The sequence below is a fragment of the Nonomuraea sp. NPDC005650 genome (assembly GCF_040605375.1).
In the GTDB taxonomy this organism is placed as follows: Bacteria; Actinomycetota; Actinomycetes; order Streptosporangiales; family Streptosporangiaceae; genus Nonomuraea.
On the sequence record NZ_JBEXCR010000036.1, the window covers coordinates 97,939 to 120,250 of the forward strand.

A 22,312-nucleotide genomic window follows, 5' to 3' on the forward strand; every position below is an offset into this window, starting at 1 on the left:
GATTCCGCACTCGGGCGGGGGCCGTCACCGCCGTCGACCGGGTGAGCTTCGACCTGGCCGAAGGGGAGACCCTGGCCATACTGGGCGAGACCGGCAGTGGCAAGAGCGTCACCGCCCAGGCCCTGATGGGGCTGGTTCCGCGACCGGCGGGACAGGTGGCCGGCGGCCGGATCGTCTATGACGGCACGGATCTGCTGGCCCGCCCGCGGTCCGACACCCGTCGACTCAACGGGACCGACCTGGCCATGGTGTTCCAGGACCCGCTAAGCTCCCTCAACCCGGTCTTCCGGGTCGGCGCGCAGATCGGCGAATTGTTCCGGCGCCGTCGTGGCGCCTCCCGTTCCGAGGCGCGACGCAAGGCGATCGAGCTGATGGACCGGGTGGGTATCCCGGCGGCCGCGCGCAGGGTCGACGACTATCCCCACCAGTTCTCCGGCGGCATGCGGCAGCGGGTGATGATCGCGATGGCGATCGCCCTTCAGCCCCGTGTGCTCATCGCCGACGAACCCACCACCGCCCTGGACGTCACGGTCCAGGCACAGGTCATGGCGTTGCTCGCCGAACTCAAGGCGGAACACCGCATGGCGATGATCCTCATCAGCCACGACCTTGGCGTGGTGGCCGGCGTCGCCGACCGGGTCATGCTCATGTATGCGGGTCGGGTGGTGGAGACCGGCGGGCTGCGCGAGGTCTACGAAACGACCGCGCATCCGTACACCCGCGGCCTGATGGCCTCGATCCCGGCGCTGGACGGCCCGCGCGAACGGCTGGTGCCCATCAAGGGTTCGCCGCCGGACCTCATGCGGCTGACCGCAAGTTGCCCGTTCCAGCCCCGTTGCGAGTTCGCCACCGACATCTGTGGCACCGAGCGGCCGGAGCTCATGCCGGTGCCCGCCCGGCCCGAGTCGCACCGCGCCGCCTGTCACCACACGAAGGAGGTCGCCGCCGATGTCGTCCCCGGCTGACCCGCTGCTGTCGGTAAGAGACCTGCACACCAGCTTCCCGATCCGCTCCGCCTTGCTGCGGCGAAAGGCGGGCGCCGTCCAGGCCGTCTCGGGTGTCTCGTTCGACCTGCCCGCGGGCCGGACGCTGGGCCTGGTCGGCGAGTCGGGCTCGGGCAAGACGACGCTGGCGCGAACCGTTATCGGCCTGGAACCGCCGGAGTCCGGTCAAGTGCTCTTCGATGGCCAGGACCTGCTGACCCTGCCGGGGGCGGACCTGCGGCAGGCGCGCCGGAAGATCCAGATGGTCTTCCAGGATCCGTACGCGTCGCTGAATCCCCGGCTCACCGTCGAACAGATCATCAGCGAGGCCTGGCTCATCAACCCCGGTGTGGTGCCCCGCGACCGGTGGGCCACCGAGGTGAAGGACCTGCTGGCCAGGGTCGGGCTGAACCCGGATCATGCCGACCGGTACCCGCACCAGTTCTCCGGCGGGCAGCGCCAGCGCGTCGGTATCGCCCGGGCGCTGGCGCTCCGGCCGCGGCTGGTGATCTGCGACGAGGCGGTGTCGGCACTGGACGTCTCGGTGCAGGCGCAGGTCCTGAACCTGCTCGCCGACCTGCAGGTGGAACTGGGCCTCAGCTTCCTGTTCATCGCCCACGACCTGTCCGTGGTGCGGCACATCAGTGACGAGGTGGCGGTGATGTACCTCGGGAAGGTGGTGGAGATGGGGACGACGGAGCAGATATTCGCCGCGCCGGTGCACCCGTACACGCAGGCGTTGTTGTCCGCGGTGCCGGTGCCCCGCCCCTGGGCCTCGCCACAACGGCGGCAGATCATCCTCGCCGGCGACATTCCGTCGCCCGTGTCGCCGCCGTCCGGCTGCCGGTTCCGTACCCGGTGCTGGAAGGCACAGGATCGGTGCGTCACGGAGGAGCCCGCGCTCGCCGATCGGCTGGGCGATCACTCTTCCGCATGTCACTTCCCCGAGTTGCCGGTCTCTTCGGCAGGTTCGAAATGAGCGGCAGGGTCCGCCTGGTCCTCGTCCGCCACGGCGAGTCGGTGTGGAACGTCGAGGAGCGCTACCAGGGACAGGCCGACTCGGGGCTCACCGCGGCCGGTCTCGAGCAGGCCGAGGTGGCCGCGGCCGAGCTCCTGGTCCGCTTCGGAACGCCCGATCTGGTCGTCTCGAGCGATCTGCCGCGGGCCAGGGATACGGCGAGTGCGTACCTGCGCCACCTTGACCTCGATGCCGTGCTGGATGCCCGGTTGCGCGAGGCCGACATCGGCACCTGGGTCGGCCGGACCTTCACCGAGATCGCCGAGGAGCACCCGGATGATCTCGCGGCGGTCGGTCGCGGGGTCGATGTGCGGCGCGGCGGGGGCGAGACGTTCGCCGAGATGCGCCGGCGGGTGTGGGCGGCGCTCGTCGATGCCGGGAACATGGCGGCCGGCGGCGCGACGGTCGTCGTGTTCACCCACGGTGGCCCGATTCGGGTGGCCGCCGCCGCCGCACTGCGCCTGCCGTCGCCCGGTCACCTCAATTTCGCCCCGCCGGTGAACGCCTCGTTGACGGTCATCGGCTACGCGGGCGGACAGCAGAACAACTCGGTGGTCGAGTACAACTCGCCGACCGCACGGGCCGCTGACGCCGCGCGCACCGACTGAATCGAGAGGACCAGCATGCTGACCGGATCGTTCACCTTCGTCGTGATGACCTACAACCTGTGGGGTGACTGGCATCTGGAGCAGCGAGAGCCGGCGATCCATGACCTGTTCTCCACCCGGCCCCCCGATCTCCTGGCGACCCAGGAACTTCGTCCTCGCTCGCGCGCGGTGGTGGACGAGGCGCTGCCCGGACACGAACGGGTGCACGACGACTTCCCCGGATGGGGAGCGCAGAGCAATCTGTGGTGGCGGCGGGAACTGTTCGATCTCGTGGAGTACGGGACCCGAGACGTCGGCATCCTCGATGCCAACGCCAGGTTGTTCTGGGTGCGGCTGCAGCCCAGAGCCGGCGACGCACGGCCGCTGGTGTTCTCCACCGCACACCTGACGTGGCCGGGCCACGCACAGGAGCGGGCGGATGGCCGCAACCTGCGAACCGGACAGGCGGAGCGGGTGGTCACGGCGCTGGATGAAATCGCCGGCGACGCGGCCTGCCTGTTCACGGTGGACATCAACGACATCGGGCAGCCGTTGTGGGTGCTCGGCAACGGCGGCTTTCTCGATTCGTTCACCGCGTTGGGACGCACGTCGCCGGTCACCCACCCCGTGGAGCCACTGCCGTTCGTCGCCGACCGCGGAACGCGCCTCTCCCCGCTGGGGTCCCCGTCCAAGGCCATCGACTGGATCTTCTCCCGAGGCCCGATCGCCACCCGGGCCAGCGAGGTCGTCGAGTTCTTCTCGGCAGGGAACGCCCCGTCGGACCACAAGCCCGTCGCGGCGACCTTCACCCTGCCATCGGCCGCGGCATCAGCTCAAATTAATCAAGGAGAGAGGCAATGATCGCACGATCCCGGGCCATGGGCTGCCTCGCCGCAGTCGCCCTTGTGATGGGCCTCGCGGCCTGCGGCGGCTCCGGCGGCTCGGCCGGCTCCGAGACCGAGGGCCAGGTGCTGCGCTACGCGCCACAACTGTTCCCCGTATCGCTTGATGTCCAGCAGTTCCCTGCGGAAGAGGCCGTCCAGACCACCGTCCAGCAGGGGCTTGAGACGCTCACTGTCATGAAGGACGGCCAGGCGGCCCCGAAGCTGGCCACGTCATGGGAGAGCCCTGACGAGAAGACGTGGGTGTTCCACCTCCGCGACGGGGTGACCTTCAGCGATGGGAGCGCCTTCACCGCCAAGGACGTCAAGGGGTCCGTGGAGCGGCTGAAGAGCCTCAAGGGGGCGCTGGACCCGTTGCTCGCCTCGGTCACCGGCATTGACGCCACCGACGACCACACGGTGACGTTCCACACTTCGGCACCGCTGGGCACCCTGCCCAGCACCCTGTCCCTGGTGTTCATCGGCCAGGGCGACAAGGTCACCAGCGATGCGTACTGGCAGAAGCCGATCGGCACCGGACCGTTCAAGTTCGACTCGTTCAGCCCCGACGACAGAGTGGTGCTCAGCCGCAACGACACATACTGGGGCACCAAGGCCAAGGTGGCGAAGCTCGAGGTCCTCAACATGCCGGAGATCTCGGCCCGGATCACCGCGCTGAACAACGACGAGGTGGACGTGCTCGCGTCGATCCCGCCGGACCAGGTGGCCGAGGTGTCCGGCGTGGACGGAATCAAGTACGGGGTCGGCCCGAGCTTCAACTACTACTTCATCTGGTTCAACCAGAACAACAAGCCGTTCGACAATGTCAAGGTACGCCAGGCCATGTTGCATGCGATCGACATCAAGAGCGTCGTCGGCGACCTGTTCGGAGACCTCGGCGCAGCGGCCCAATCGCCGGTCACCCAGGCGGTCTTCGGGTCGACCCAGCTGGAGCCGTACTCCTACGACCCGGCTCTGGCAAAGCAACTGCTCACCGAGGCCGGATATCCCAACGGCATCGACACCACGATCCAGTGGCCGCTGGCAGGCGGGCCGAACATCAAGGCCATGGCGCAGGCGTTCATCTCGTCCTGGGAAAAGGTCGGCATCAAGGTGCAGCCGCAGGAGAAGGAGCGGGCGACCTGGCTCAAGGACTTCGGCGCGCTGAACTGGGACATGAACCTGCAGACCAACACCACCGGCACCGGCGACGCCGACTTCACTCTGAACCGGCTGTACACCTGTGCGGCGAAGCGGATGGGCTACTGCAACAAGGATCTGGACTCGATCCTGGCCAAGGCGCGCGGGTCGCTGGACCAGAACGAGCGCAAGACGCTGTACGCGCAGGCCGACAAGATCATCTGGGATGACGCGGTCGGCATCTTCCCCGTGGATCTGAAGAACAACTACGCCGTCCGTGACAACGTCAAGGGATTGGAGATGCCGGTCAACGGGCGGCCGGACTTCTCGCAAGTGTCCGTCGGATAGCTGCTGGAGCCGTTCATCCAACCCCCCTTCTTTTTGCAGGAGACACTCCATTGCCTCGAATCCGCTCCCTCCGCCCTGTCGTACTTGTCGGTCTTGCCGCCTTGGCCACCTTGTATGGGGCCCCCACCGCTCAGGCCTCCCTCCCGGAGCCCGCCCGCAGCGCCTGCCGTAACGCCACCGAGGTACCGGTCGAGACCGGCGCCGCCTTCAACGACCCTGTCGCCGGCGCCCCGACCGCGGTCGTGGAACGGATCTGCTCGCTGATCAAGCAGGCCCCGGCCGGGTCGTCGATCGAGATCGCCGAGTTCGTCGTATCAGGCGATGCCGGCGCCGATTACGCGACGGTGCTGCTCGACGCGTACCGCCGTGGCGTCCGGATACGCATGGTCATGGACGGCTATCAGGTCAACAACCCCGCCGCCCAAGGGCTGATCCGCACCCTCGGAACCGACAAGTCGGCCCCCTCATGGGTGCACGTTTGCAGCCACATGAGCCCGGAAGGGAACACCACCTCCTGCCAGGGCACCAAGGGCATGCACAACAAGTTCTCGCTCTACTCGGAGACCGGCGGTCAGCACGACGTCGTCGTACAGGCCTCGAACAACATCACCGACGTCAACTCCACCAGCTACTGGAACAACCTGGTCGTGCTGCCCGGCAACCGTAAGCTCTTCGAGGGATACGGAAAGTACTTCGACGACCTCGCCGCCGAGGTGCAGAACCCCGACTACGACACCACCGTCACCACCGGCATGCGGGGTGGCCAGGTCACCGCCCAGTTCTATCCGGTCGCCGACCGAGACCCGATCGCCCGGCGACTCAGCCAGGTCGGCTGCAAGACCGAGGGCCGCACCCGGGTCGAGATCGGCCAGTCCGAGTGGGACGCCACCCGCCTCGCGATCGTCGACGAGCTCGCGGCGCTGGTGGCCGCGGGATGCCAGGTACGCGTCGTGCACGGTCTGGCCGACGACGCGGTCACCGCCGCGCTGGACTCCGCCGGCGTGCAGCGGAGGGTGCTCGACGGCTCGACCCCGGCCGGCCGCATCCACTCCAAGTACATCGTGGTCACCGACCCAACCGGCCGCGGTTCCGGGCAGGGCTGGGTGATGACCGGCAGTCACAACTTCAACGCCACCTCGCTGCTACGCAACGACGAGGCGATGGTCGAACTCTCGGAGCACGGCATCCTCAAGGCGTACGGCGCCAACTTCGCACGGCTGTGGGAAGTCGGCGCGGTCGCGGGAAAGCAGTAGTGAACGAGGATGACCAACGGCACCGGCACGAAAGCCGGCGCCGTTCCTCATAAGCCGGTAGTCACACGAGGCCGCGGCTGGTCACCAACGTCACCCGAGCGCTCGCCGCCGCGGTGACCCCGTGGTGAGCGCGCAGGTGCGCCTGAGGCCGAACGGAGGAGGCAGGGACTGGTTCCGCTCTGCGCGAAGCCGGCGGAACTCGACAGCGCTGTCTACCTATGGTGTGGAGTATGGCCTCTTCCATCCCGCAGCCATCTTCCATCTCGCCGCTACGTCCAGCGAGCGATCGGACCGCCCTCAAGCCCTCTCCGGCTCGCGAGCCGCTGTGGCGGCAGGTGCTCGGTGAGTGTCTGAGGGGCCTTCGTCAACAGCGGGGCGAGAAGTTGAGTGAGACGGCGGGTCGCGCCGGAGTCTCGCCGCAATATCTCTCCGAGATGGAAAGAGGCGTCAAGGAGCCGTCGAGTGAAATGATCGCCGCGGTCGCCGGCGCGCTGGATGTGACCCTGGTCGATCTGACTCTTGCTGTCGCAGAGAGTTTGCGGTCTGCTCAGCCCAGCGGGTCGAGGGGTGCTGTCTGCTCGGCGGCGTATGCTCTGGCCGCTTAGCGGCTTGCCGGGGTTGTTCTCGGGTCTATGAGTGCTCCTCGATGATCTGATCGAGGAGCCCGTACTCCAAGGCCGCGGTCGCGGTGAACACGCGATCGTGATCGGTGTCGGCGCGTAGGGTCTCGATCGTCTGGCCGGTGTGCCGTGACAGGATGCGCTCGATGTCTGCCCGGACTCGTACAACCTCGTCGGCCTGCAAGATGAGGTCGGGGATTGTTCCGCGCCCCTGAGCGGCTGGTTGGTGCAGGATCACGCGTGCGTGGGGGAGAGCGGCACGTTTTCCCTCGGCACCCGCGGCGAGAAGGACGGCGCCGACCGCGACGGCTTGTCCGACGCAGGTTGTCGAAACCCGCGGGCGGATATGGCGCATGGTGTCGTATATCGCGAGCATCGCACTCGGATCACCACCTTCGCAGTTGATATAGAACTGTATTTCGGCATCGGGGTTGTCCGACTCCAGAAAAATCAGCTGCGCGATGAGCGCGTTGGCGACGCCCGCGTCGATCGCGGTGCCCAGATAAACGATTCGCTCGGTGAGCAGGTGCGAGTAGACATCCATGATCCGCTCGCCACGGGGATTCTGCGCGATGACGTTCGGTATCGTATATGTGGTCACTTGCCGACTCCTTCGGTGACGCCGAATCCGGGCCGCGGGCGATTGTGAGGCGCGACTTCGTCGAAGGTCTGCACGATCGCATCTATGAAACCGTAGTCGAGCGCCTCTTGCGCCGTGTACCAACGATCGTGCAGAGAATCCTCGAATATGCGCTCGACAGGCTGGCCCGTGTCCTCGGCGATAAGACCGAGCACCGTGTCACGAGTATGCCGGAGGTCGCCGGCCTGCAGTTCGATGTCGACCGCGGTGCCACCGATTCCCGCCGAGCCCTGGTGCATCAGGACGCGTGCGTGCGGCAGGGCGCGGCGCTTGCCTCGGGTCCCCGATGACAGCAGGAATTGCCCGGCGCTGTAAGCAATGCCCAGCACGAGGGTCGATACGTCACAGGGAATGAGGCGAATGATGTCGCGAATCGCCAGCATCGAGGGGACCGAGCCGCCCGGGGAGTGAATCCACAATGCGATATCGGTCGACGCGTCCTGGGTGGCGAGTGCTATCAGTTGCGTGGCCAGCAGTGTCCCGTTGTCGTCGTCGAGAGGGCCGTCGAGAACGAGAACACGCTGCTCGTAAAGCTCGCGTCTCATCCGCTGGTTGAACAGGGGAAGTGTCGATTCTTCGCTCATGCGTCCATCATGTGAGGCGATTCGCATCGGCGTCGACACGATCCGCCTGCGGCAGATCTGCTCTGAGCAGCGTGAGCTCCTGAGCAGGGGCGTATGGTCGCGCTCCGCAGGGCGCTCGGGTCGGCTTCAGGCGGCGAAGGTGTTGGCGAGGGTGAGGTAGGCCAGGCGAAGGAGCACGGCCGACCATCCTGCCGCACTTGGTTCCGTGTCCTGATGGCCGGAACTGGTGCACGCCAGGCGAAGTCCAGCATGGCCGTGACCTGAGCGGATGTAATTATCGGCAGGCGCATGGCTGTCCGGAATCACGGTGGCCTCTCGGACGACTTCTGAAGCGGTGCAGGCTTCAATAGGGCGCGCGGTGATTACCCGTCATCGACGTGCCACCACCGGCGGCACCGTGGTCCGCCTCGACGAGGCGATCTACCCCCTTGAGCTCGTCAGTGTCATCCCGCTCGCGAAGCGCGGCCAGGTCCTGCGCGGCGTCCACCGCGGCCTCACCGACGCCGGCCTGGAGTCGCACTCCATCGTGCATCGCGTGATCGCCGTTCGCCAGGCTACCGACGTGGAGGCCAAGGTCCTGAAACTCGAGCGGCGAGCACTTGTCCTCACCTATGACCAGGTGATCGCCGATCGGCAGGGGCGCCTCGTCGAACTGCTGCGGTTCGTCGCCAACCCGACGCGGATCAGGTTCGTGGAGGAGCAGGTAGTCCTGTAAATGGCACTGCGGCGCATCTCTTAAGACTCCACAGGCTGGCTGAACCATGAAACCGAGTTCAAGTCTTTCGTGAAGGGAATGTTCGCCCAATCTCTGAGAATGGCTGGTTCGGATTCCATCGCGAAGATGTATACTACAAAGCCTTTGGGCTCTTCTCTGCGCAAGACCCGATCATTAGGGATCCATGGATATGGATTCCGATCCTCGCTGGCGCTTTCAGTGCAAAAGGCTCCGATTGTGGCGGTCTCGATCCGCTGAAATTGGACACATCGCTTGTATGTGCCAGCCTTGGCACGAGGAAAAGAATCCGTTCCTATGATCCGATAACCTGCAGGCACGCCCAGCGGCACGAGCAGCGGCCCTCCATACTCGTCCACTGCCCGCTCGATTGACTCGCGGGATATGTGACTGTACGCACCATCATTTCCGCACGACGAAACAGCCAAGGCTCCACACGTCAACACAACAAGCAGCCAGTAAGCGTTGTATGCGGCACGTGTGAAGCCTTGGCTCATGATGGGCTCATCCTAGCCTTGCGGTGAGCGATCCGGCCTTGCGCGATTTCTTTCCTGGTTTTCTACCTCGCATATGTAGGTCCCACCTGTCCCGCATTCGAAGACTTCACCACTTGCCTGGTCAACCAGTTGCAGCCAGGCATATTGCCACCATTTGAGGGTGACATTAGCATTGGTCTTGAGCCCGAGGGCGAAACCCAGCTCGTAGGCGCCATCTTTCAGCCACGATCCCTGGTCTACCTCTATGGAGTAGTCCGAAGGCCGGTCCGTATCCACCTTAACAGTATATTCGTCGCAGTCGACGAACTTGATCGGAATCTCTAGGCCTACTGCCCCTATGCTGGCCGTCGCGGTGTACTCGGTTGTGTCACAGTCCCCCTCGAAATCTATGGCGGGAGAGTAGTCCTGCCACTGGCCGCCCACATATACGGGGTGGCTGGCGGTTTCCTCGTCATAGGCGGTGGATTCGAGTCTTGCGTTGCCTATCTCGAAGTCGCTTGTTCCGCTCAGATTCTCGTTGGGAGTGGCGACGCCTTTGTTGGTATACCCGTGCCAGTCGGCGGACTTGCTGTCATCCTCGACACTCTGGGATTGCCACATGGAGTGAAGCTTCCCCAGCCATTCGTTACCACGCTTGATGGTTAGCAGGAAGTCCCCGCCATCGTTCGGATTCCAGGTTGCGGTAGTGCCAACGCCGTTACCGGACACTGCATCCGCTGGTGCACCTTCTGCTACGGCGAGTACCGCTGGGCCATCTTCCACCAGTCGGACTCGCTCGAGGTCGTAGCCCTTGGGCACAGTGGCGATGACGCTGCGCTGAATGCCGTCCTCGGTCCTTTGCGCAGGCACTGTCATTTCGAACACGTCCAAGTCGGCTGCATCGTAACGCCGACCTTCTGCAGCGGTGTCCTTGATGAATGTATCTTGTGCTTCCTTCAGTGCAGCAGGAAGCGACTTCTGCCGGCTTCGGGCAGCACGCGCCTGGTCGCGTGTAGTCTCGATTGAATCACCGGTCCAGGTTACGTCGATGGGCGTGCGCCTCGCGGCTGCCTTGGGCTGCGCTGCTGCAGGTGTCGCCAGCCACTGGATCGGTAACAGGATCGCTACGAGAGCTCCCCACACTCGGTTACGCATTGCACCCTTTCAGTGCATCGCGAGATGTGCCGCAGGCAAGACAACTTGACGGGTGGACTTGTCTGCGGCTTTACATCCTCGGGAAGCTGTCGCGCATGAAGACTTCCTTCAAGGGCTTGACAGCGCGCCCAACATCAGCTTCTGATGCGATTTGCCTGAATCGCATTCGCCCGCGTTGAACTGCTCGGAGTAATCTGGCGGCGTCACTTCCCGGCCATGACCTGCGCAATCTTGAACAATCGTGCGATGGTGCGGCACATTGAGCGGCCGGCTCTCAGAATCGCAGAAAGCATTCGAATCGAAGGCAGCAGTTCGACGCAAATTACTCCAGCAAGCGGAAGCGAGCCAAGACCTGCTGCACCTGCTTGCTGAGCATCTGCCGCCAGCACGCTCCTCACCGCTTCCGATTCACCATGCCCCACCGGGTTCGCCGTGCACGACAAGCTGCCTAAGGCCACTGAACGGGAGCCTTAGGTCACGCGTACGCGCGAAAACGGTGCTGGGCCTGTAGGTGCCGAAATTGTGTCAGAGGGTTTGATCTGGGGGTTTGCTGTGTTCGATGGCTCGGCTGCGGCAGGATCGCGGGATGGCTCTGCGGCTGCTGTACTTGATCGTCTTACCGGTGTTCGGCTGGATCGCGCTGCTCGCCCGATCACAGGCGTCCAAGGACGCAGAGATCCTGGTACTGCGGCATCAGTGGCTGTGCTCCGCCGCCAGATCGCCGCTCCCGGCCGTCGTGGGCGGACCGGGCGATCTTTTCCGCGCTCGTGCGACTCCTGCCTCGATGTCGCCGATGCCAGCTGTTCGTCATACCGCGGACGCTGCTGCGCTGGCACGCCGACTTGGTGAAGCGATGCTGGACCTATCCCAAGCATGGGCCGGGAGGGCCACCGATCCGACCCGCCATTCGAGCCCTGGTGCTGCGCCTGGCCGCCGAAAATCCGGATTGGGGATACCGGCGCATCGCTGGGCAGATTGCCGGCCTGGGCCGGAAGGTGTCCCCGGCCGCCGTATGGGCGATCTTGAAGAGGGTCGGCTTTGATCCAGCGCCCCAGTGCAGCGGTCCGACCTGGGCTCAGTTCCTCAAGGCCCAGGCGTCGGGGATCTTGGCCTGCGACTTCTTCAGTGTTGAGACGGTCATGCTCGCGCGGCTGTACTGCTTCGCCGTGGTCGAGCACGCCACCCGGTGGGTCCACGTGCTGGGGGTCACGGCGAACCCAACCGCCGGCTGGGTCGCCCAGCAAGCCCGCAACCTGATACTCGACCTGGGCGATCGGACCGGCGACTTCCGATTCTTGATCAGAGACCGGGACAGCAAGTTCACCAGGCTGTTCGATGAAGTGTTCACGACCGAGGGCATCCGCGTGGTGCTCACCGCACCACAGACTCCTCGGATGAACGCGATCATGGAGCGGTGGGTCGGTAGCGTACGCCGCGAACTACTCGACCGAATCCTCATCATGAACGAACGCCACCTGCGCAAAGTCCTCGCCGAGTACGAGACCTCCTTCAATATGCATCGTCCGAACCGAGCTCTCAAACAGGCCAACCCTCTGCGGGAGCTACCCGATCCGGTCGACGCCGACATCAATGTCTCCCGACGGGACCGCCTCGGCGGCCTCCTGCATGAATACGCCCAGGTCGCATGAGGAGACGCAATATTCGGCACCCACACCGTGCAACTGCGTGAGCTGGGACTGACGCCCTGATAGGGTCTGCGCCGATTCGATGCTGGCGCTGATCAAGGCGATGCCGGGCAAGATCAGCCTGAAGTCGGATGCTGCGTGAGATCGACAAGCTGGCCGCGAGCCGCGCGATCGGCTGCCCGAGAACCTGTTCGCGGACGTGGCACCGAAGGTGCTGGCGTCCTGGCGGGCGCGGGCGCGGGCTGCGGTCGAGTCGCCGTCGCAGCTGCGGAGCCGTGCGCGCAGTTCGCAGGCGTCCGCGGTGACGTTCTGTCACGCGGGTTCGGTGCGGCCCCGCCGCCCCGGTGAGCGGAGGGGCCGTGACCTGCTGGGAACCGATCTATCCGAGCACCGGGTAGTTGGCGCGGAACACGTTGTGCGGGTCACGGGCCCGCTTGATCTCCCGCAGCCGCGCGAGCGCGCTGCCGGAGAAGGACTTCGCCGCCGTGTCACCGGGGGACAGCACGGTGTACGGCTTGCGGCCGCTGATGTAGGCCTCCAGGTCGGCCACGACCTCGGCCTGCTTGGCGCGCGTCGCATCGGCCGCGTGCGGCAGGCCGAGACCCAGCAGGCCGAGCAGGTACGGCTCAGCCACCGCGCCGCTCGCACCGGCCCCGCCGCCCGGCTCGGCGAGCTCCCCGCCCAGGTGCCTGATCTGCACGTTGATGAGCGGTTCGACCGGCTTGGCCAGCAGGAGCTCCACCGCGTCCGCGTCCAGGCCGGTGAGCAGCTCCGCACGAGCGATGGATGGGGCCGGATCGGTGGGCTCGGCGGCGATGTCACCCAGGTCGGCAACCGGGACGACGCCGCGGCTGTCGGAGATCGCGCCCTCGATCTTGTCGATGCGCACCAGCAGGTCCTCCCCCTGAGCCGCCTCACCCAGGTAGGCCAGATCCAGCGTCACCATCGGCGACGCGCCGGGGGGCTGGAGCCGGTTGATCCAGACACTGAGTTCACGCGGCGCCTCGGCGGTGATCTCCAGGAACGCGTCGTACACCTCCCTGGTCCGGTGCTCCGGCCAGATCACGCGCCCGCCGTACAGGACCGGCGCGGGATACAGCTCGAGTTCGAGGGCGGTCACCACCGCGAAGTCCCCGCCACCGCCGCGCAGCGCCCAGAACAGCTCGGGATCGGACTCGGCGGTCACCCGGCCCGGCTCGCCATCGGCGTCCACGATGTCGACAGCCCGCACGCTGTCGGAGGCGAAGCCGTACTTGCGGCTGAACCAGCCGACCCCGCCGCCCAGGGTGTAGCCGGTCACGCTGACCCCCGGCGCGCTGCCGGCCAGGCCGGTCAGACCCAGCGGACCGGCCGCCGCCAGCACCTGCCCCCACTTCACGCCCGCGCCCACCCGGACCACGCGCTCCTGCGCGCGTACCTCCACCTCGTTCAGCAGGCCGGTACGCAGCAGGATCAGGCCTTCCGCATCACCGGAGGCGCCATGCCCGCTCGGCTGCGTGGTCACCGTCATACCCGCCCGCCGCGCGTAACGCACGAGCGCAGCCACGTCATCAGCGTCCGCGGCCTCCGCCACGGCCGCCACCGGCTGCCTGACGGTCAGATTCCACGCGGTGGCCGCCTGCTCAAAGCCGTCGTCATCGGGCAGGAGCACGCGCCCCTTGAGGACACCGCGCAGATCGTTGATCGTCAACGTCGTCTCCCTTTTCGAGTTCTCAGAAAATGCGAAGGAATACCGTGCTGCACTGAGGGGACGTCAGGCGGGCTGCGCGGCGGGCGCTGGGGTGGCGGTCTCTTGGGACTTGCGCGCCTTGCTGGTCTCGCGGAGGATCAGCAACCCCGTGACCGCGATCAGCGCCGAGGTCAGGCCGTGGATGCCGAACGCGGCGGCCGTGGAGCCATGGTGGGCCAGGACGTTGACCATGTCGCCGAACGGGGCGACGGCCACCATCAGCAGGACCCAGCCCAGGGCGCGGCGGTGGCCCGTCACCAGCAGGATGCCCATGGCCAGGCCCATCGCGATTTCGCGGCTGCCCTTCACGATAGGGAAGCCGCTGTCGCCAGAGGGCCAGTTCGGCAGACCCGGGAAGGACGTCTCGAGGGGCAGGACGAAGGACAACCCGAGGTAGAGGGTGAACAGGACGACGGCGGTGGCCAGGACGGTGTTGAGCTTCTTCAGCGACATGGTTGTTCTCCTTTGATGTTCAGACTGGGCAGGGTTCAGCCGCGGACACGGCGGATGTGGCGGGCGTAGCGGGGGCGGCCGATGACGTGCCAGATGACGCGGACGGGGGTGGCGAGGCCGCTGAGGACGATGGCGCGCTCGGCCGGGTTCGCGTCTTCCAGAACGGCGCCGAAGAGCGTGAGCAGGGTGAGCTTGGGGGTGTTTTTCACCAGGTGGTCGCACAGGGAGGCCCACTCCTGTTGTGTGATGTGCTTGGCCGCGAGCGGGAGGAGGGTGGTTTCCTCGTCGTCGAGGTGTTCCAGCAGGACCGCGCGGTGCTCGGAGAGGGCGGCTACGAGGGTGTGGCGTTCGTCGGCGCCCGCGGTGGCCTCCCAGGCGGGGACCGCGACGTCCAGCCTGGTCAGGGTGGCTGCGATGCGTTCGTGCTGGGCCTGCATGCGCAGGACGATGTCGGCCTCCAGGTCCACCCGGGAAAGGAGCGGCGGCCACAGCAGCTCGTCCTCGCCCTGGTGATGGTTGTGCAGGCCCATGCGGTAGTCGCGGAAGTGGTCGGCGATCACCTTGGCGCGAGCGGTGTCACCCGGGGTGACGGCCGCGACGAGCTCCATCAGCAGCCGTGACTCGCGGCGGAGCACGCGGTGGACGATCTCCATGTCCTGGGTGTTGACGCTCATCTGTTCCTGCCTCTGCTGGATCGCGACCGGGGCGGTTGCGATGTGTTCAGGCTGCTCCCGGGTATTTGGAGGGGACTTGGAGCCGATTTGGAACCGTCCACGTATGATGTGCGGATCATGGTCTTCATCCGGGTGCTGGGCTCGTTCGCGGCCGAGGTGAACGGTGAGACCGTCCACCTCGGCGGGCCGCGGCAGCGGGGCGTGCTGGCGTTGCTGGTGGCGGCGCGTGGGCAGGTCGTGCCGGTCGACCGGATGATCGAAGATCTGTGGCGCGGGGAGCCGCCCGCGCGGGCGCTGATGTCCCTGCAGGCGTATGTGTCCAACCTGCGTCGATTGCTGGAGCCCGGGCGCCCGCCGCGCACGCCGGCCCGGCTGCTGGTGAGCGCGTCGCCCGGCTATGCGCTGCGGCTGCCGCCGGAGTCGGTGGACGCATGGCGGTTCGAGGACCTGCTCGGCCAGGCCCGTACGGACACCGACCTACGCGCCGCGCAGGCACGGCTCGCCGAGGCGTTGGGGCTGTGGCAGGGGCCGGCGTTCGCCGAGGTCGCCGACGAGCCGTGGGCCGCCGCCGAGACGGCCCGGCTGAACGAGCTGCGCCTGGTCGCCACCGAGCTGCACGTCGCGGCGAGTCTGCGGATCGGCGACCCCGTCCCGGTGGTTCCCGAGGCCGAGCGGCTCACCCGCGACGAGCCCCTCCGCGAGGAGGGCTGGCGGCTGCACGCCCTGGCACTGTGGAGCAGCGGCCGCCAAGCCGACGCACTGGCGACGCTCCGCCGCGCCCGCGGCATCTTCGCCGAGGAGCTCGGGCTCGACCCTGGCCCGGACCTGGCGGCGTTGGAGGAGGCGATCCTCACCCAGCGCACAGACGTCCTGCGTGCGACCATGCCCCTGCCACCGCAGACGCCTCCGCTACCGCTGACCGCCCCGCGGCCGCAGACGGCCCCTCTCCCGGGGACGGCTCCAATCATCGAGGCGCCGTTCGTCGGACGCGAGGCAGAGCTGTCAGCACTGGTCGCGGCCGCTGCCGAGGCCGACACCGACGGAGCCCGCATCGCCCTTGTCACCGGCGAGGCCGGGCTCGGCAAGTCGACGCTCCTGGAACACCTCGGCAGGCGGCTCGAACGTGACGGATGGCTGGTCGCCATCGGCCGCTGCCCCGAGGTCGACAGCGCGCCACCCGCGTGGGCCTGGACTGAGGCGCTGAGAGCCGTCGTCGCGTCCACCTCCCCGGGCGAGTTCGCGGGGGACCTCGCGCCGCTGCTCACCGACACCGAGCCGGCGAACGCCGACGCCACCGCGGGACGGTTCCGCCTGCGCCAAGCCGTGTGGAAGTGGCTCGCGACGGTCGCCACGGAACGCCCGGTCGCCGTCGTGCTGGACGACCTGCACTGGGCGGACGCCACCACGCTGGAACTGCTCGGCGGCGGCCTCGGCATGCGGGCCCCGATCCTGGTCGTCGCCGCGTACCGCGCGGACGAGAGCGGGCACCTCACCGAAACGCTGGCCTCCCTCGCGCGCGCCGCACCCCTCCGCCTAGCGCTGCCGGGGCTAAACGACGAGGCCGTCGCGGAGCTCGTACGGGCCGAATGCGAAGCCGACGAGGAGACCATCGCAGGGATCGCCGAGCGCACCGGCGGCAACCCGTTCTACGTGCGCGAAAGCGCCCGGCTGCTGAACGGCGAAGGCGCACTGGTCGCCCTCTCCGAGGTCCCCGAAGGCGTACGGGACGTCCTGCGCCGCCGGCTCGCGCGCCTGCCCGAGGGAGGCGTGTCCGTCCTCCGGCTCGCCGCGGTCGCAGGCCGGGAAAGCTCAGTGGACGCCCTCGTCAAGGCCGCCGACACCGACGAGGACGGGGTGATGGACGCCTTGGACGCGGGCGTCATCGCCGGGCTCCTCGACGAGCCCGGCCCAGGCCTCATCCGCTTCGTCCACGCCCTCGTCAGGGACACGCTCATCGCCGACGTCAGCAGATTGCGTGCAACCCGGATGCACACCCGGATCGCCGCCGCTCTTGAAGGCACCGACGACATCGCGGCGCTGGCCCATCACTACGCGCGCGCCGGCTCACCGAAGGCCGTCGGCTACTGCGTCCAGGCCGCCGAGCGTGCCGAGGCCCGCTACGCCCACGACGTGGCGGCCGATCTCCTGACCGACGCCGTCACCAACTCGACCGGACCGGACGAACGCGTCGAATTGCTCGGCAGGCTGCTGCGCGCGCAGATCCGGGCGGGAGCCGTTGCAGCCGCCCGCGAGACACGCCGTGAAGCCGTGGAGTACGCAGAGTCCCTGGGCCGCGACGACCTGATGATCGCCGCATTCACCGCGTGGACAGAGCCGACCGCCTGGCAGGCCCGTACGTACGGCACAGTAGACCGGCCCATCGTCGACCGCCTGAGCCGCCTGCTGAAGTGTGACCTGACCCCTTCGGCGCGGTCCCGGCTCCTGACGGCGTACGCGCACGAACTGGTCGGCGAGGACGACCCGACCGTTTTGGAGGCAGTGCAGGAGGCACTCGACCTCGCCACCGAACCCCGGTTGCGGGCTGCGGCACTCGAGATCCTGGCCGAAGTCCACGGCGACGCCGAGCTCTGCCGGGAACTCGTGGAGATCGGCACCGAGCACGACCTGCCGGTCTACCGCGTCACCGGGCTGCTCAACCATGCCGCCGTCGCCGCCGCCGCCAACGATCCGGTGACCATGCACCAGGTGATCACCGAGGCCCTGGAACTCGCGCGCACCTACCGAATGCGCGAGGCGATCGCCGCCGCCGAGATCGCGCTGGCAAGCTTGGCGCTCATCGAAGGCCGCTTTGCCGACGCCGAACTCCTCTACATCAAGGCCGACGAGGGCATGCGGCGCATCGGATCGGTGCACACGGGCTTTCTCCAACTCGCCCTGGCCACGATCTGGCTGAACGACGGCACGCTCGGCGCGTACCTGGACGACGTTCGCGCCCTCCACGCCGCGCTCGGCCCCATGACCTCCGACCTGCTCGCGCTCGCCCTCCACGCCAACGGCCTGGACGCCGAAGCCCGCGAGGTCCGCGCGTCACCCAGCCCGATCCGCCCCGACTTCTTCTTCACCTTCCTCACCACGCTGCGCGCGATGGCCAGCATCGCCTTGAACGACCGCGACGCCGCCGAGGAGATCTACGCGACGCTGCTTCCGCACCGCAACGGCCCCCCGGCGGGCGCCACGAGCCTGTCGGTGGCGCTGCGCCCGGTCGCCCACACCCTCGGCGAGCTGGCCGTCCTCCTCGGCCGCGACCACGAGGCCGCCGCTCACTTCACCCAGGCCGCCACCATCGCCGACCAATGGAACGCACCCCTCTGGGCCACTGAGGCCCGGTTGCGAACGGCCACCTAGCCTCTGCCCACGGCGCCGCACAGCGCGCAGGGCGTGCCGTAGGTGGCGTTCGTTCCATTCGAGGCACCGGTCCAAGAGCTCGCACGATTGCACCCATCGCTCCATGATTGAGTTCATCCTCGGCACCCGGATACCGGTGAGGGTGGTCTCGATACCTGCGTGGGCGAGGATCTCGTCCATGAGGGAGGGGACTTTGCCGTCCCGGTCTCGGATCAGATAGCGCGCCCGGCAGCCCGCATCGTCCAGGTCCATCACCAGATTCTTTATCGCCTGGATGACCCAGTTCGCGCTCGGGTGAGCAGTCGTGCCAAGCACGCGGGCGCGCCTGGTGGCGTGCTCGATGACGGCCAGGATGTACTGGCGCTGCCCGTTGAGGGTGACGGCCTCGATGAAATCGCAGGCCAGTAGAGCGTCGGCTTGCGAGCGCAGGAAGTCAGCCCACGTAGTGGACGCCCTGTGCCGTGCCAGAACTCGCACACCGGCTCCCACCTGGTGTTTCACAAGATCCCCAGGCTGCTCTCCGGTACTCGTTTATCAACCCTCCGACAGCCTGTCGGCGCTGAATCGGAGCGATCTCCATCACGAAGAAGACGTACAGCCGCTTGAGGAACGCGGTGTCCACGTGCACGAAGTCGCACGCCAGCAGGCCAGAGGCCTGGGAGGCCAGGAACTGTCGCCAGGTCGCGGACCAGCCTGCGATGCCAGGCAAGCAAAGTGCCCGGCGTCACGATCCGATGCACCCTGAGCCGCCGTGGAAGGTGCCGGATGAGCGCGGCCAGGATCGCTCGATCGGCCCAGTCAGGCCTGGGACGAGCGACCTGACGGCGCAGTACCGACACCTCATGCCGAAGGACAAGGATTTCCGCTTCCTTGGAGGCGTCGCTGCGAGCCGGCGACATCAGCCGGCCCACACCCCGAACAAAGATCAGATACAGCAAGCGAAAGCACCCGAGGAGCGAGGATAGATTGCAGGTCAACAGCCCTGTACACGCATCCGCTCCGACCGGGTCTTGCGTCTGCCCGCCCCACCACGACTGCCGCGAACCAACGGACGACCACCCGAACACGGCGGCGAGTTCGCCCTGGCCGACCCCGCCACCTGGCCCGAAGCCGCCGTGACCACGGTCACCGACACCACCCATCATCGAGGGCACCCTGATCCAGCTGAAAGTCGAGCACCTGCCCGGCGACCGTGACGCCCCACCGGTCTGGCTCTGGTCGTCGACAACCGGCGCCACCAGTGCGGACGTGGACCGCTGCTGGCAGGCCTTCCTGCGCAGGTTCGACCTGGAGCACACCTACCGCTTCTGGAAACAGACCCTCGGCTGGACCCGGCCCACCCGCTTGCCGGACCTGCGCCTGGCGATCCCCGCCGAGCGGATCTCGATGCGCACCGACATGCTGGTCTACGGCGTCCATTCCCTCCCCGTGACCTGGTCCTGACCTCCGGCGCCCGCCATGACGGCCCTGATCGGGCGGCATGTCGGGCGCGGGGTGGCCGTCCGAGGCGGTCAGGTCATGGCGAGGAGGATGCGGCGGGGACCCTTGTACGCGGTGCGGCTGTGGGCCAGCCGGACGTTGTCGAGGATCAGCAGGTCCCCGGGGATCCAGTCGAAGCTCACCGCGCTGTCCCAGCCCGCTTGCCTGATGGCGTCCAGGTCCTCGACCCGCAGGGGGGACCCGTCGCCGTAATGGCAGGAGCTGGGCAGCTCGTCCTCCCCGACCAGGTTGAGCAGCTCCTCGCCCAGGCCGGGGCCCGCGCCCGACCAGTGCCACTGGTCGGCCTGGTTGAACCACACCTCGTGGCCCAGCTCGGGATGGACCACGGTGGCGGGCCGGACCTGGCGGGTGTGCAGGGCGCCCCGCGCGGTCCAGGAGAAGTCCACCTCGAACGAGCGTAGGTGATCCTCCACGACCGACCGGTCGCCGGTCTCGTACGTGTTCTGCCACGACCTGCCCAGCCCGGCGCCGCCGTGGAGCCGCTGCTGGTACAGCAGCCCCTTGTCGGTGAAGCTCCGCCGCACCTCGGCCGGGATGCGGCGGAGGATCTCCCGGCTGTCGGCGATCGGGGTCTGCCCGCCGCTCTCCGGAGCCACCACGCAGTGGAAGAACAGCAGGCTCGGCCACCGGCCGGCGTAGGACAGCTCGTTGTGCAGCGAGATGTCGAGCTCGGCCGGGTACTCGGTCGAGGTATAGACGTTGGCGTCGGACACCTTCTCCCGCGGGGAGTTCCCGTGCACGTAGTTCAGGAGTCGGCTCTCCATCGCCGCCACCGCCGCGGCGAAAACCTCCTGGGAGCCGGCGCCGAAGCCGCGCAGCAGCACGGCGCCGTGCTCGGCGAGGCGGTCGCCGAGCCAGGCCCGGTGCCCGGCCACGAACTCGGCCAGGTCGGTCGGGGCGTCGGGCTCGACGCAGAGCGGGAAGCCGCGGTCGGGGTCGAGCAACGTCGTCTTCACGTCACTTCCCGTGCAACCGGCGCAGGTAGTCGTGCGTGCTGGGCAGGGACTCCAGCAGCTCCCGCTGCCGCTCCTTGATCCCGGCGAAGATCGGCTCCGCGCCGGCCTTCATGTCGGGCCGGTGGGCGAGCACCGACGGCGCGCGGTCGGGGTCGAAGCCGAGGCCGGCGAAGATGCAGTAGTAGTTGCTGTTGTTCCAGAAGTTCCGGAACTCCGCCTCGAAGTTGCTGTAGTAGGTGTTCTCGTCGGTCACCGGCATGTTGACCGCGAGCCCGGCCCGGTACATCGCGATCTTCTCGGTGATGTCCGGCGACAGGGCGAGCTGCTTGTTCGCCTTCCAGAACGGCGTGTCGTCGCGCGGCGAGAAGGAGAAGTGGGCCTGGATGAAGTCGCGCGAGTCGTCGAACATGATCTCGATCTCGCGGTTGAAGCGGTCGACCAGCACCTGGTCGAAGCCCTTGTCGGGGAAGTGCTTGGCGAGCTGGTAGATGGCGGCCGTGATGAAGTAGATGCCGGTCGACTCCAGCGGCTCAAGGAAGCACGACGACAGGCCGATGCTCACGCAGTTGCGCACCCAGGCGCGGCGGTTGCGCCCGACGCGGAAGCGGACGTGGTTGAGCGGCGTCTCGCTCGGGTCGAGGTTCCACAGGTTGCAGAACTCCTCGGTCGCCTCGTCCTGGCCGGCGAACCGGCTGGAGTAGACGTAGCCGGTCCCGAACCTGCCCAGCATCGGGATCTTCCAGGTCCACCCGGACGACATCGCGATGGACGAGGTGTAGGGCTCGACCCCCAGCTCCTCGTCATTGTTCGGCACCTGGGTGGCGACGGCGCGGTCGTTGAGCAGGTAGTCGCCCATGTCGAGGAACGGCTCGCGCATCGCCTGGTTGATCAGCAGGCCGCGGAATCCCGAGCAGTCGACGAACAGGTCGCCTTCGAGGGTGAGCCCGCCCTTGGTGCGCAGCCCGGTGATGTAGCCGCGCTGGTCGAGGAGCACCTCGGTCATCTCGTCCTCGACATGCCGCACGCCCTGCTTGTTGACCGCGAAGCGGCGCAGGAAGGCGGCCACCAGGTTCGCGTCGAAGTGCCAGGCGTAGTTCGTCCACTGCTCGCCCTCCATGGAGCGCGGGGAGAGCTTGGCGTCGAGGATCGGCGGCTCGCGGTAGCACGCGTACGCGAACGTCTCGTCGGTCTGGCCGGCCAGCTTCTTGGCCGCCCAGTACTGCGACAGCGGCAACTGCTCATGGTTGGGCAGCAGGCCGAACAGGTGGTAGAAGTGGTCGGTGTCGTCGCCGAAGGCGCGCGGCTGAGCCGAGCCCCGGCCGCCGGTGCGCCAGTTGACGAACTTGATCCCCATCTTGAAGCTGGCGTTGCACTCGCGCATCCACTCCTCCTCGGGCAGGCCGAGGAAGTCGAAGAGCACGCGCTGCAGGTTCGGCACGGTCGCCTCGCCCACGCCGATGCGGGGGATCGACGGCGCCTCCAGCACTGTGACGGTCACATCGTCACCCAGCGCCTTGCCCAGGTAGGACGCGGTCATCCAGCCGGCCGTGCCCCCTCCGAGGATCACGAC

The 22,312-nt window shown here is 67.3% G+C and carries 21 protein-coding genes; 13 read left to right on the forward strand and 8 right to left on the reverse strand.

Annotated elements, in window-relative coordinates:
* Window positions 1–41: 41 nt before the first annotated feature.
* The 7 genes from ABZS69_RS46520 (at window position 42) to ABZS69_RS46550 (ending at window position 6,815) form a co-directional block, all read left to right on the forward strand.
* On the forward strand, window positions 42–965 hold the full coding sequence (locus ABZS69_RS46520; RefSeq protein ID WP_355384826.1) for an ABC transporter ATP-binding protein: 924 nt from the start codon (window positions 42–44) through the stop codon (window positions 963–965).
* Window positions 949–1,962: a dipeptide ABC transporter ATP-binding protein gene (locus tag ABZS69_RS46525; RefSeq protein WP_355384829.1), complete on the forward strand. Its 1,014-nt coding sequence runs from the start codon at window positions 949–951 to the stop codon at window positions 1,960–1,962. Before ABZS69_RS46520 ends, ABZS69_RS46525 begins: the two co-directional genes overlap by 17 nt.
* Complete coding sequence (locus ABZS69_RS46530; protein ID WP_355384832.1) at window positions 1,959–2,609, forward strand: histidine phosphatase family protein; 651 nt, start codon at window positions 1,959–1,961, stop codon at window positions 2,607–2,609. Before ABZS69_RS46525 ends, ABZS69_RS46530 begins: the two co-directional genes overlap by 4 nt.
* A 15-nt stretch (window positions 2,610–2,624) precedes the next feature.
* Window positions 2,625–3,449 (forward strand): hypothetical protein, encoded by an 825-nt coding sequence (locus ABZS69_RS46535; protein ID WP_355384835.1) that lies wholly within the window; start codon window positions 2,625–2,627, stop codon window positions 3,447–3,449.
* The gene (locus ABZS69_RS46540) at window positions 3,446–4,957 is read left to right on the forward strand and encodes an ABC transporter substrate-binding protein (protein WP_355384838.1); all 1,512 of its coding nucleotides are present in this window, start codon (window positions 3,446–3,448) and stop codon (window positions 4,955–4,957) included. Before ABZS69_RS46535 ends, ABZS69_RS46540 begins: the two co-directional genes overlap by 4 nt.
* A gap of 101 nt (window positions 4,958–5,058) precedes the next feature.
* Window positions 5,059–6,210 carry a phospholipase D-like domain-containing protein gene (locus tag ABZS69_RS46545; protein ID WP_355384840.1) on the forward strand — a complete coding sequence of 384 codons (1,152 nt, stop codon included), beginning with the start codon at window positions 5,059–5,061 and terminating at the stop codon, window positions 6,208–6,210.
* 230 nt (window positions 6,211–6,440) lie between these two features.
* The gene (locus ABZS69_RS46550) at window positions 6,441–6,815 is read left to right on the forward strand and encodes a helix-turn-helix transcriptional regulator (RefSeq protein WP_355384843.1); all 375 of its coding nucleotides are present in this window, start codon (window positions 6,441–6,443) and stop codon (window positions 6,813–6,815) included.
* Between the two features lie 25 nt (window positions 6,816–6,840).
* Here the strand turns inward: ABZS69_RS46550 and ABZS69_RS46555 are convergent, their stop codons facing one another.
* On the reverse strand, window positions 6,841–7,431 hold the full coding sequence (locus ABZS69_RS46555; protein ID WP_192787173.1) for an ATP-dependent Clp protease proteolytic subunit: 591 nt from the start codon (window positions 7,429–7,431) through the stop codon (window positions 6,841–6,843).
* Window positions 7,428–8,054, reverse strand: coding sequence for an ATP-dependent Clp protease proteolytic subunit (locus ABZS69_RS46560; protein WP_355384846.1), 627 nt, complete (start codon window positions 8,052–8,054; stop codon window positions 7,428–7,430). The genes ABZS69_RS46555 and ABZS69_RS46560 overlap by 4 nt, the downstream gene beginning before the upstream one ends.
* A gap of 307 nt (window positions 8,055–8,361) precedes the next feature.
* On the opposite strand from ABZS69_RS46560, the gene ABZS69_RS46565 reads away from it, so the two are divergent.
* The gene (locus ABZS69_RS46565) at window positions 8,362–8,769 is read left to right on the forward strand and encodes a UTRA domain-containing protein (protein ID WP_355384849.1); all 408 of its coding nucleotides are present in this window, start codon (window positions 8,362–8,364) and stop codon (window positions 8,767–8,769) included.
* A gap of 527 nt (window positions 8,770–9,296) precedes the next feature.
* Here ABZS69_RS46565 and ABZS69_RS46570 read toward each other — a convergent pair.
* Window positions 9,297–10,418, reverse strand: a complete 1,122-nt coding sequence (locus ABZS69_RS46570) for a hypothetical protein (protein WP_355384852.1) — start codon at window positions 10,416–10,418, stop codon at window positions 9,297–9,299.
* 917 nt (window positions 10,419–11,335) lie between these two features.
* On the opposite strand from ABZS69_RS46570, the gene ABZS69_RS46575 reads away from it, so the two are divergent.
* On the forward strand, window positions 11,336–12,067 hold the full coding sequence (locus tag ABZS69_RS46575; protein ID WP_355384855.1) for an integrase core domain-containing protein: 732 nt from the start codon (window positions 11,336–11,338) through the stop codon (window positions 12,065–12,067).
* A 376-nt stretch (window positions 12,068–12,443) separates the two neighbouring features.
* Here ABZS69_RS46575 and ABZS69_RS46580 read toward each other — a convergent pair whose 3' ends face one another.
* The 3 genes from ABZS69_RS46580 to ABZS69_RS46590 all read right to left on the reverse strand — a co-directional run bounded on the left by ABZS69_RS46580 (window position 12,444) and on the right by ABZS69_RS46590 (window position 14,920).
* Complete coding sequence (locus ABZS69_RS46580; protein ID WP_355384858.1) at window positions 12,444–13,754, reverse strand: FAD-binding protein; 1,311 nt, start codon at window positions 13,752–13,754, stop codon at window positions 12,444–12,446.
* Between the two features lie 63 nt (window positions 13,755–13,817).
* Window positions 13,818–14,246 (reverse strand): DUF4267 domain-containing protein, encoded by a 429-nt coding sequence (locus ABZS69_RS46585; RefSeq protein WP_355384861.1) that lies wholly within the window; start codon window positions 14,244–14,246, stop codon window positions 13,818–13,820.
* 35 nt (window positions 14,247–14,281) lie between these two features.
* On the reverse strand, window positions 14,282–14,920 hold the full coding sequence (locus ABZS69_RS46590; RefSeq protein ID WP_355384864.1) for a hemerythrin domain-containing protein: 639 nt from the start codon (window positions 14,918–14,920) through the stop codon (window positions 14,282–14,284).
* Window positions 14,921–15,037: 117 nt separating this feature from the next.
* Between ABZS69_RS46590 and ABZS69_RS46595 the strand changes: the two genes are divergently transcribed.
* From ABZS69_RS46595 to ABZS69_RS46610, 4 genes are all read left to right on the forward strand, one after another.
* A complete protein-coding gene (locus ABZS69_RS46595) occupies window positions 15,038–18,286 on the forward strand; it encodes a BTAD domain-containing putative transcriptional regulator (protein ID WP_355384867.1) in 3,249 nt (1,082 codons plus the stop codon).
* A 159-nt stretch (window positions 18,287–18,445) separates the two neighbouring features.
* The gene (locus tag ABZS69_RS46600; RefSeq protein WP_355384870.1) at window positions 18,446–18,694 is read left to right on the forward strand and encodes a hypothetical protein; all 249 of its coding nucleotides are present in this window, start codon (window positions 18,446–18,448) and stop codon (window positions 18,692–18,694) included.
* 602 nt (window positions 18,695–19,296) lie between these two features.
* On the forward strand, window positions 19,297–19,482 hold the full coding sequence (locus ABZS69_RS46605; RefSeq protein ID WP_355384873.1) for a hypothetical protein: 186 nt from the start codon (window positions 19,297–19,299) through the stop codon (window positions 19,480–19,482).
* A gap of 52 nt (window positions 19,483–19,534) precedes the next feature.
* Entirely contained in the window at window positions 19,535–19,729 is a 195-nt protein-coding gene (locus tag ABZS69_RS46610) for a hypothetical protein (protein ID WP_355384876.1), read from the forward strand.
* Between the two features lie 68 nt (window positions 19,730–19,797).
* Here the strand turns inward: ABZS69_RS46610 and ABZS69_RS46615 are convergent, their stop codons facing one another.
* Both ABZS69_RS46615 and ABZS69_RS46620 read right to left on the reverse strand, forming a co-directional pair.
* On the reverse strand, window positions 19,798–20,742 hold the full coding sequence (locus ABZS69_RS46615) for a TauD/TfdA family dioxygenase (RefSeq protein WP_355384878.1): 945 nt from the start codon (window positions 20,740–20,742) through the stop codon (window positions 19,798–19,800).
* Between the two features lies 1 nt (window position 20,743).
* Entirely contained in the window at window positions 20,744–22,309 is a 1,566-nt protein-coding gene (locus ABZS69_RS46620) for a tryptophan halogenase family protein (RefSeq protein WP_355384881.1), read from the reverse strand.
* Window positions 22,310–22,312 lie beyond the last annotated feature (3 nt).

Bases quoted from the DNA above. Each gene is read 5' to 3' on its own strand.
- ABZS69_RS46525 (WP_355384829.1), top strand. From the start codon at position 949: ATGTCGTCCCCGGCTGACCCGCTGCTGTCGGTAAGAGACCTGCACACC.
- ABZS69_RS46530 (WP_355384832.1), top strand. From the start codon at position 1,959: ATGAGCGGCAGGGTCCGCCTGGTCCTCGTCCGCCACGGCGAGTCGGTG.
- ABZS69_RS46535 (WP_355384835.1), top strand. From the start codon at position 2,625: ATGCTGACCGGATCGTTCACCTTCGTCGTGATGACCTACAACCTGTGG.
- ABZS69_RS46540 (WP_355384838.1), top strand. From the start codon at position 3,446: ATGATCGCACGATCCCGGGCCATGGGCTGCCTCGCCGCAGTCGCCCTT.
- ABZS69_RS46550 (WP_355384843.1), top strand. From the start codon at position 6,441: ATGGCCTCTTCCATCCCGCAGCCATCTTCCATCTCGCCGCTACGTCCA.
- ABZS69_RS46560 (WP_355384846.1), bottom strand. From the start codon at position 8,054: ATGAGCGAAGAATCGACACTTCCCCTGTTCAACCAGCGGATGAGACGC.
- ABZS69_RS46570 (WP_355384852.1), bottom strand. From the start codon at position 10,418: ATGCGTAACCGAGTGTGGGGAGCTCTCGTAGCGATCCTGTTACCGATC.
- ABZS69_RS46585 (WP_355384861.1), bottom strand. From the start codon at position 14,246: ATGTCGCTGAAGAAGCTCAACACCGTCCTGGCCACCGCCGTCGTCCTG.
- ABZS69_RS46590 (WP_355384864.1), bottom strand. From the start codon at position 14,920: ATGAGCGTCAACACCCAGGACATGGAGATCGTCCACCGCGTGCTCCGC.
- ABZS69_RS46595 (WP_355384867.1), top strand. From the start codon at position 15,038: ATGGTCTTCATCCGGGTGCTGGGCTCGTTCGCGGCCGAGGTGAACGGT.